Source organism: Actinocorallia aurantiaca, from assembly GCF_039533685.1.
Classification (GTDB): domain Bacteria; phylum Actinomycetota; class Actinomycetes; order Streptosporangiales; family Streptosporangiaceae; genus Actinocorallia; species Actinocorallia aurantiaca.
Genome location: NZ_BAAATZ010000037.1, coordinates 325913 through 333437, shown reverse-complemented (window position 1 = coordinate 333437; position 7525 = coordinate 325913). Strand labels below are relative to the sequence as shown.

The 7525-nt window shown below is 70.7% G+C and carries 10 protein-coding genes; 7 read left to right on the top strand and 3 right to left on the bottom strand.

Going from position 1 to position 7525, the window contains the following annotated elements:
* The first annotated feature begins 256 nt into the window (after positions 1 to 256).
* Positions 257 to 1645: a flavin monoamine oxidase family protein gene (locus ABD327_RS36470; RefSeq protein WP_344458095.1), complete on the top strand. Its 1389-nt coding sequence runs from the start codon at positions 257 to 259 to the stop codon at positions 1643 to 1645.
* Between the two features lie 31 nt (positions 1646 to 1676).
* On the top strand, positions 1677 to 2177 hold the full coding sequence (locus tag ABD327_RS36465; RefSeq protein WP_344458093.1) for a hypothetical protein: 501 nt from the start codon (positions 1677 to 1679) through the stop codon (positions 2175 to 2177).
* On the opposite strand, the gene ABD327_RS36460 is transcribed toward ABD327_RS36465, so the two are convergent.
* Positions 2174 to 2908 (bottom strand): MerR family transcriptional regulator, encoded by a 735-nt coding sequence (locus tag ABD327_RS36460; protein WP_344458091.1) that lies wholly within the window; start codon positions 2906 to 2908, stop codon positions 2174 to 2176. The genes ABD327_RS36465 and ABD327_RS36460 overlap by 4 nt on opposite strands.
* Before the next feature lie 54 nt (positions 2909 to 2962).
* On the opposite strand from ABD327_RS36460, the gene ABD327_RS36455 reads away from it, so the two are divergent.
* Positions 2963 to 3250, top strand: coding sequence for a hypothetical protein (locus ABD327_RS36455; RefSeq protein ID WP_344458088.1), 288 nt, complete (start codon positions 2963 to 2965; stop codon positions 3248 to 3250).
* A 148-nt stretch (positions 3251 to 3398) separates the two neighbouring features.
* Positions 3399 to 3755: a YciI family protein gene (locus ABD327_RS36450; RefSeq protein ID WP_344458085.1), complete on the top strand. Its 357-nt coding sequence runs from the start codon at positions 3399 to 3401 to the stop codon at positions 3753 to 3755.
* Positions 3756 to 3786: 31 nt separating this feature from the next.
* Here the strand turns inward: ABD327_RS36450 and ABD327_RS36445 are convergent, their stop codons facing one another.
* The gene (locus ABD327_RS36445; protein ID WP_344458083.1) at positions 3787 to 4944 is read right to left on the bottom strand and encodes a Kelch repeat-containing protein; all 1158 of its coding nucleotides are present in this window, start codon (positions 4942 to 4944) and stop codon (positions 3787 to 3789) included.
* 224 nt (positions 4945 to 5168) lie between these two features.
* Between ABD327_RS36445 and ABD327_RS36440 the strand changes: the two genes are divergently transcribed.
* From ABD327_RS36440 to ABD327_RS36430, 3 genes are read left to right on the top strand one after another with little or no spacing between them, the layout of a single operon-like run.
* Positions 5169 to 5573 (top strand): hypothetical protein, encoded by a 405-nt coding sequence (locus tag ABD327_RS36440; RefSeq protein ID WP_344458081.1) that lies wholly within the window; start codon positions 5169 to 5171, stop codon positions 5571 to 5573.
* A gap of 22 nt (positions 5574 to 5595) precedes the next feature.
* Positions 5596 to 6243: a hypothetical protein gene (locus tag ABD327_RS36435; RefSeq protein WP_344458078.1), complete on the top strand. Its 648-nt coding sequence runs from the start codon at positions 5596 to 5598 to the stop codon at positions 6241 to 6243.
* Positions 6240 to 6659 (top strand): roadblock/LC7 domain-containing protein, encoded by a 420-nt coding sequence (locus ABD327_RS36430; protein ID WP_344458075.1) that lies wholly within the window; start codon positions 6240 to 6242, stop codon positions 6657 to 6659. Before ABD327_RS36435 ends, ABD327_RS36430 begins: the two co-directional genes overlap by 4 nt.
* On the opposite strand, the gene ABD327_RS36425 is transcribed toward ABD327_RS36430, so the two are convergent.
* A complete protein-coding gene (locus tag ABD327_RS36425; RefSeq protein ID WP_344458072.1) occupies positions 6656 to 7495 on the bottom strand; it encodes a DUF4388 domain-containing protein in 840 nt (279 codons plus the stop codon). The genes ABD327_RS36430 and ABD327_RS36425 overlap by 4 nt on opposite strands.
* Between the last annotated feature and the right edge of the window lie 30 nt (positions 7496 to 7525).

The window sequence follows — 7525 nt, the reverse complement described above, 5'->3', positions numbered from 1 at the left end:
CATCAGCGTTCTTCACAACCGCGAGGCCGCCATCGCCGCGTGATGGAAAAGGCTCAGTATTAGCCATTCACTGAGAACAAGATCTTTGTAGGGCTTTCTGGGGAATTGTCCTTAAGTGGACTCCCGGGGCTCCCCCGAGGGAATTCCGCGGCCGGTAATGATCTTTTTGAATCTTTCACCCGGGACGCCGGAAACCGAAACAGTGCCGCGGTTCCGTACGGGTAGTGGTCTCAAGGACATCGGGGAGGGGACGGCGATGACGGAGTCCGTGGACGTCGTGGTGGTGGGAGCGGGGCTCGCCGGGCTGGTGGCCGCGCGGGAACTCGTCCGGGACGGGCACGAGGTGGCCGTGCTGGAGGCCCGGGACAGGGTCGGCGGGCGGCTCCTCAACGAGGAGATCCCCGGAGGCGGGGTCGTCGAGATGGGCGGGCAGTGGGTGGGGCCCGGCCAGGACCGGGTGCTCGCCCTGATCTCCGAACTCGGGCTGGAGACCTTCCCGACCTACGACGAGGGAAGGTACCTCACCGAACTCGCCGGAGGGCGGAGCCTGCACACCGGCCGGATACCGCGGCTCAGCCCGCTGACGCTCGCCGACATCCAGCAGGGCCAGTGGCGGCTCGACCGGATGGCGGCGCGGATCCCGCTGGAGGAGGCGTGGCGGGCACCGGACGCGGCCCGGCTCGACGGGCAGACGTTCGCGAGCTGGGTGCGCCGCAACTTCCGCACCAAGGGCGGCCGGGCCTTCATGGGCGTGCTGATGCAGGCGATCTTCGCCGCCGAGCCCGAGGACGTGTCGGCGCTGTGGGCGGCGTTCTACATCGGGGCGGCGGGCGGGGTCGACGCGCTCGTCGACACCACCGGGGGCGGCCAGCAGGACAGGATCGTCGGAGGCTCCCAGCGCATCGCCCGGACCATGGCGGAACACCTCGGGGACGCCGTCCGGCTCGACGCGCCCGTCCAGGGGATCGCCTGGACGGACGAGCACGTCGTGGTGCGCACTGCGCACACCCGGATCCGCGCCCGCCGCGCCGTCGTCGCACTGCCGCCGCCGCTGGCCTCCCGGATCCACTACAGCCCGGGCCTGCCGGGCGACCGCGACCAGCTCGTCCAGCGGATGCCGATGGGGCGCGTCATCAAGCTCAACGTGGTGTACGAGGAGCCCTTCTGGCGGAGGAAGGGCCTCAGCGGCCAGGTCGTCAGCGACCGGCGCCCCTGCGGCATCGTCTACGACAACACCCCGCCCGGGGACGGCCCCGGCGTCCTCCTCGGCTTCCTGGAGGGCCGCCACGCCGACGCCGCCGCCCGCCTGGACCCCGAGACCCGCCGCCGCCAGGTCCTGTCCGACCTGACCTCGTACTTCGGCCCCACCGCCCGGAAGCCCATCGCCTTCCTGGAACGCGACTGGGCCGCCGAGGAGTACTCCCGGGGCTGCTACGGCGCGTTCGCCACCCCCGGCACCCTCACCCGCTTCGGCCCGGCCCTGCGCGCCCCCGTCGGCCCCCTCCACTGGGCCGGCACCGAGACCGCCACCCGCTGGCCCGGCTACATGGACGGCGCCGTCGAGTCCGGCCTCCGCGCCGCCCGCGAGGTCGCCGGAACACTCACCGGCGCGGAAGGCCGCGCCCGGCCCTCCGCCCGCTCTTGACGAAGGCCCCGCCGGGGCGCAAGGTCGAAGCATGCTGCAGGCGTTCTGTTTCGGCACGCTGGGCGTGACGCTCGAGGACCTCTACTTCATCGACCCCACGCCGGCCCCCGGCCAGGAGGGCCCGGAACGCGGGGTCCGCGTGGAACTGCGGGTGCTGCCCCCGCAGGAGTGGCGCGGCTCCGTGTACGCCGCCCAGCGCTTCGTCCTGGACGAGGCCCTGTGGCGCGCCGACTTCTTCGAGTCCGTCGAGCGCGGCCCCGGCAGCAAGGACCGCATGCACCACCACCCTGAGATGGAGGGCAACGAGCCGGGTTCCCGCGTCTTCGACCGCGCCCTCACCCAGGACCCCTTCGCCTGGCTGGAACGCCGCCTCACCACCCTCCCGGAGGCCTGCCTCGCGCCCGGGCACGAGGCGTCCGTGAAAGAACTCCTGGCGAACGTCCCGCAGATCGTCGAAGCGGCCCGCACGATCCTGGCCCGCGTCCACGCGGACCAACTGGCCCTCACCCCCACCCGCCCGACGAGCGTCTAGCGCCGCGCCAGGTGCGCGCGAATGAGCGTGTCGAGCCGCTGCCATGCCGAGGACGAGGCGTTGACCGTGTCCTGGATGAGGGCGGGGATGTCGGAGGCCGCGTCCAGTTCGGGCGGGTCGTCGGATTCGTAGCGTTCCCGGGTCGCCTCTGCGATCCGGCGGGCGAGGTCGTCGATGCGGGGATCGTCGGCGTCGAGGTCGTGCGCGTGGTCGTAGTCGAGGAAGAGCCGCCGTAGCGCCGGGTCGGCCAGGGTCTCGGCCTGATCGTGGAACAGGGCGGTCGCGCGGTCCGGGTGGGCGGCGAACACGAGGATCCACAGATCGCGTTGCAGGTCCACCCAGCGAGGGGTGAATTCCCAGCGGGCCAGGTTCTCCAGATGGGCGTCGACCTCGGCGGGCAGCAGCGTCAGATGCCCGGCGGCCAGCCGGTGCAGGCGTCCTTGCGTCGCCCGCAGGCCGTGGATGCGGTCGGTGAGCTCGTCGTCGATCTCGCGCAGCGCCTGCTGGAACTCCTCGTCGGTCGCTGATCTCAGGTCCCGGATACGGGCCAGGGGCACGCCGGCGTCGGCGAGAGTCCGGATCTTGATCAGGTCGACGGCGTCGTCGGCGCCGTATCTGCGGTAGCCGGACGTGTCGCGGTCGGGTTCGGGGAGCAGCCCTTTGGCGTGATAGACGCGGATGGTCTTGATCGACACTCCGACGTACCGGGCCAGCCGTCCGATGGTGATCATCCGGCCATCGTCCCACTTGACCCTTCCCCTGGGGCAGGGTTGCAGCATGGCGTCATGGCGAACATGAACACCGATCGGAAGACCCTGCGCGAGCTGGCCGACGCGGGAAACGAGGCCGCTGCGGACCGGCTGGCCGACCTCGCCGACGCGGCAGACGACCTCGAGGAGTTGAGCGAGCTGCTGGACGAGGGATCGATGCACGCAGGGTTCCTGCTCACCCGACGGGCGGTCGCGGCCGGCGACCTGCGCGAACTGCAACGAATCTCCGACGCCGGGTACGACGAGGCCGGGAACGAACTGGACCGGCTGCTGAGGGCACCGGCCGACGGGCATGGGGATTGAGGATCCGACCGGCCGGCCGCTGCCACGCCTTGGACCGCGGCCTCGGTCCGGGCCGGAGCATGCCGCATGGCGGCACCCGTGTGCGTGCGCGGGACGGACGATGAGGAAGGCTGGTGTCAGCTGCGGATCATCGGACGGAGAAGGGGACATGCGTTACCTCGTCACTTTGAAGAGCCGTTCCCCCGCCGCGCCGCCGCCCCTCGAGCTCATGGAAGCGATCATGGAGCTGGGGGACGAGGCCACCAAGGCCGGCGCGCTGCTGGACACCGGCGGGCTGCTGCCCAGCGCCTCGGGCGGGGCGAGGGTCAGCCTCTCCGGAGGGGAGCTGACCGTCGCCGACGGGCCGTTCGCCGAGGCGGAGGAGATGATCGGCTACGTGGTCTACGAGGTGCGGAGCAAGGAGGAGGCGGTCGAGTGGGCCAGCCGGTTCCTGCGGCTGCACCGCGACCTGTGGCCGGGATGGGAAGGCGAAGCCGACGTTCTGAAGGTGTTCGGCGAGGATTGACCTGTGGCCATGACGGCCGCCGATCCCCGCGTCAGGCGCGGGTGGGGTTCAGGGCTACGCCGTCCTCCACGGGCATCAGGGCGAAGCAGTTGGCCGCGGGCGGGCAGGAGTCGCCGCCCCAGGCGATGATCTCGGTTCCCGTCCAGACCAGGGACGGGAACTCCCGCCAGGGGATCTTCGGAACGGGGATGCTCCGCCAGCGGGACTCGTCGAGGTGGTAGGCGATCGCCGGACGCGCGCCTCCCCATTGGACGATCTCTCGTCCGGCCAGCATGGGTTCGCCGTAGCCCGTCATGGCGGTTGTAGCGGGCGGGGACAGCGTAATTCGTTCCCACTTATTGGTTTTCGGGATGTACGCACCTCCCGGGTCGAGAGGATCCTTCTCTCCTCTGCTGTAAAGCCGCGAAGAAGACGAGAAGAGCACGGCGCGGTCGCCCGTCCAGACCGCGCCGGAGGAGACGCCCGCCGCGACCGGTCCCGTCGGGAGAGTCCGCCAGGTGTCGCTCGCGGGGTCGTAGGCCGCGCCCTTGGTCTCGCGGCTGCCGGACGTCTCGACGAAGAGCAGGAACTCCTCGCCCGTCCAGGTGCTCAGCGCCCAGTCGTAGGAGTGGAAGGGAGCGTCGGGGAGGGCGCGCCAGGCGCGGGTGGCGGGGTTGTAGGCCACCCCGTCTTCGCGGGAGCCGCCGATGAAGAGCGCTTCGGTGCCCGTCCAGGCCGTCTGCGCTCCGGAGCGGGCGTCGGGGGCGTCGGGCAGCGCCGTCCAGGTGTCGGCGGCCGGGTCGTAGGAGGCGCCGTCCTTCAGTTTCCCGCGTTTCGCGTTCCCGCCCCAGATGAGGAGGGAGCTTCCGGTCCAGACGTCGTTCTGGCCGGTTCGTCCGGACAGGGGGCTCTTCGCGAGCACTCGCCAGGAGTCGGCCTCGGGGTCATAAGCGGCGCCGTCGGCCGGGAGCGTCGCATGGGAATTCGGCGGTCTGTTTGGTTCAGTCGATTTGTCCGGAGCTCCGCGGCCACCCCAGACGACCATCTCCTCGCCCGTCCACACGGCGGTGTGCGCGACGCGGGAAGGGATCGGCGCCCGCTCGATCGTGCGGATGGGGCCGGCGGCGGGTTCCGGGTCCCGCACCGGGGAAGGGTCGGAGCAGCCCGTGAGGGCGAGCAGCGCCAGCGTCGTGAGGGCCGTCCGTCGCATGGGTGATTCCTCTCGTCCCTTCCAGGACGGCTCGGAACTCCTGGCGCGTTGCACAAAATCTGAAATGCACAACATCGAGAGATATGTACTTCTCGGGGCGATGCGGACGAGGATGAGTATGCTTACCTGCACCGATGAGGCCCTGTGCTCGCCCCGGACGTCGGGCGGCAGTGCGGACTTCCCCCGAGATCCGGCCTGCTTCGCCGCTGGAAAGGACCCACTTCATGCTCGACTCCACCCTCGACGGCCTCCTCGAGCGGGTACGGCAGATCGAGGGACTCGTCGTGGGATGCCTCGTCGACGCCTCGACGGGCATGGTCCTGGGAGCCGCCCGGAGCGAGCGGGAGCTGAACGTCCCGGTCGCGGCGGCGGGCGCGGCGGACGTCGCCCACGCCATCTCCCTCATGAGCGCGGAACTCGCCACGGAGGGCGGCCTCGAGGACGTGATCATCACTCTCAAGGGGCACTACCACCTGATCCGGCGGTTCAGCCCGGCGCCCAAGCTGGACTTCCTGCTGCTGGTCGTGCTGGACCGCGCCGGGACCAACCTCGCCATGGCCCTGCGGCAGCTCCGCGACCTCGACGTGAGCTTCGTCGGCGCGCCGCAGCTCAGCGCCGGCAGCGTCTGAATCCACCGGACCACGAGCAAGGATGGAAAGCGTCGTGTACTTCGCCAGGGAACCGCTCGTCACCCGGCTGGGCAGGCTCGCAGACTCCGGGCAGACCGGAGCGCTACGGGTTCCGGGCGATTTCGGCGGGACCATCTACCTCGACGAAGGCCGGATCGTCTACGCCGACTCCAGGCGGACCCCGGGACCTGCCATGCGGTTCGCGGACACGCCCGGATGGAGTTACGCCGTCCGGGAGGCGACGGTCGACGCCGCGCTGGAGCTGCTCTCGGGAAGGCCGCGCCCCGCACTGCGCCAGCCTTTCCGCGAAGGAGAGCGGGCCGTGGTCGAAGAGGTGGGCGGCATGTCCTACGGAGACCTGCTCGTCGAGGTCGAACGCCGCCAGGACGTCCTGGACCAGATGGCGGAACACGTCACGCCGGACACGGTGGTCGTGCGCAACGCGCTGCTCGATGCGCCCCGCCTGCAGGTGACGGAACTGCAATGGGCGCTGCTCGTGCGCGTGGGCGACAAGGCGACGCCCCGCGAACTGGCCTGGGAGGCGGGGCACAGCGTCTTCAGCACCACCATCGAGGTGTTCCGGCTGCTCGTGCTGAGGCTCCTGGCGTCCGCCTCGGCCTCCGCCCCCCGGCGCGACGCCCTGTCGTTCGTGCGGGCGGTGGCGGAGTGACGCCGCAGCAGAGCGCGGAGCAGCTCATCCGCGCGGAGTTGCGCCTGCTGCGCGACCAGGTGAAGGGCGTGCACGGCAGCATGGTCGCCACCAGCGACGGCTTCATGGTCGCCGAGGACATCCCGGACCTGGAACCGACCCGGATCGCCGCGATCATCGCCACGACGCTCGGCCTCGCCCGCCAGGCCACCGAGGCCACGGGACGCGGCCGGTTCCGCGAGACGCTGACCCGGGGCAGCGACGGCTACCTGGCCGTGTTCGCGATCGGCGAGAAGGCCGTCGTCGCCGTCCTCGGCGGCGACGACATGAACGTCGGGATGCTGCACTACCAGATCCGCGACCTGAACAAGCGGATCGCCCACCACATGGAGCAGGCGGTGCGGAGCAGGAAGTTCCTCGCCCCGGAGGACCTTTAGTCCATGTCCTGGAGTGCCTGGATGAGGCGCTTCATGAGGTCCGTGTTGGGGACGGCGAACATCGTATTACCGTCCGGTATGCGGCGCTTAAGGCCGGTTTCGACGGGCGTCCTGTCCCAGATGGTCGAGCCGGGCTCGCGACGGGGGAGCGGCGTCTCGTCCGCCGGTTCGAGTGCCGCCGGTTCGGGCTCGGCGGACACGGACAAAGTGCACAGGCCCGCGCGGATGAGGCCCTGCACGCTCTCGAAGGTCTCGTACAGGGAGAACCCGTTGTGCCAGGCCAGGTCGCGCAGGGTCGTGGCGCCGTCCATACGGCAGGCGACGGCCCACTCGCGGCGTTCGACGACGCCCCAGGGGCTGTCGAGGTCGGACAGCCTCGGCTTCGCGTCGAGGGGGAAGTCGTGCTCGGCCAGGCGCGAGACCTCCTCCTTGAGGGAGCCGACCTCCAGCCCGAGGGGGGAGCCGATCCAGGGGCGTTCCAGCGGGGCGAACCTGGTTTCGGGCTCCCCGCCGTCCGCGGTGAGCGCCGTGACGGCGTCCAGGAAGGCCGAGTGGAGAACGTCCGTGAGGTCCTCCTCACCGATGATGCCGCGCTCCACGAGGAGGGAGCCGAACTCGCCCGGCCGCCCCTCGGTGCGCAGCGTGTTCCACTGCTCCGCGGTGAGCCTGCGCGCTCCTATCAGCCGGGACGCGAGGTCCGGGACGCCCGCCGCCTCGGCGAAGATGAAGCGCCCGTCGTCGAGGTAGACGGTGCCCCGCCGCCGCCCTTCCACCTTCAGCGCACCCGAGGCGCCGTCGCGTGTCAGGACGTCGAGTTCGTCGATGATCGAGGACACCTGCACCTTGCCCTTCGCCTCTGGAAGTCA

Coding starts and splice junctions, on each gene's coding strand:
- ABD327_RS36445 (WP_344458083.1), bottom strand. CDS start 4,944: ATGCGACGGACGGCCCTCACGACGCTGGCGCTGCTCGCCCTCACGGGC.
- ABD327_RS36460 (WP_344458091.1), bottom strand. CDS start 2,908: ATGATCACCATCGGACGGCTGGCCCGGTACGTCGGAGTGTCGATCAAG.
- ABD327_RS36465 (WP_344458093.1), top strand. CDS start 1,677: ATGCTGCAGGCGTTCTGTTTCGGCACGCTGGGCGTGACGCTCGAGGAC.
- ABD327_RS36470 (WP_344458095.1), top strand. CDS start 257: ATGACGGAGTCCGTGGACGTCGTGGTGGTGGGAGCGGGGCTCGCCGGG.
- ABD327_RS36435 (WP_344458078.1), top strand. CDS start 5,596: ATGGAAAGCGTCGTGTACTTCGCCAGGGAACCGCTCGTCACCCGGCTG.
- ABD327_RS36450 (WP_344458085.1), top strand. CDS start 3,399: ATGCGTTACCTCGTCACTTTGAAGAGCCGTTCCCCCGCCGCGCCGCCG.
- ABD327_RS36455 (WP_344458088.1), top strand. CDS start 2,963: ATGGCGAACATGAACACCGATCGGAAGACCCTGCGCGAGCTGGCCGAC.
- ABD327_RS36440 (WP_344458081.1), top strand. CDS start 5,169: ATGCTCGACTCCACCCTCGACGGCCTCCTCGAGCGGGTACGGCAGATC.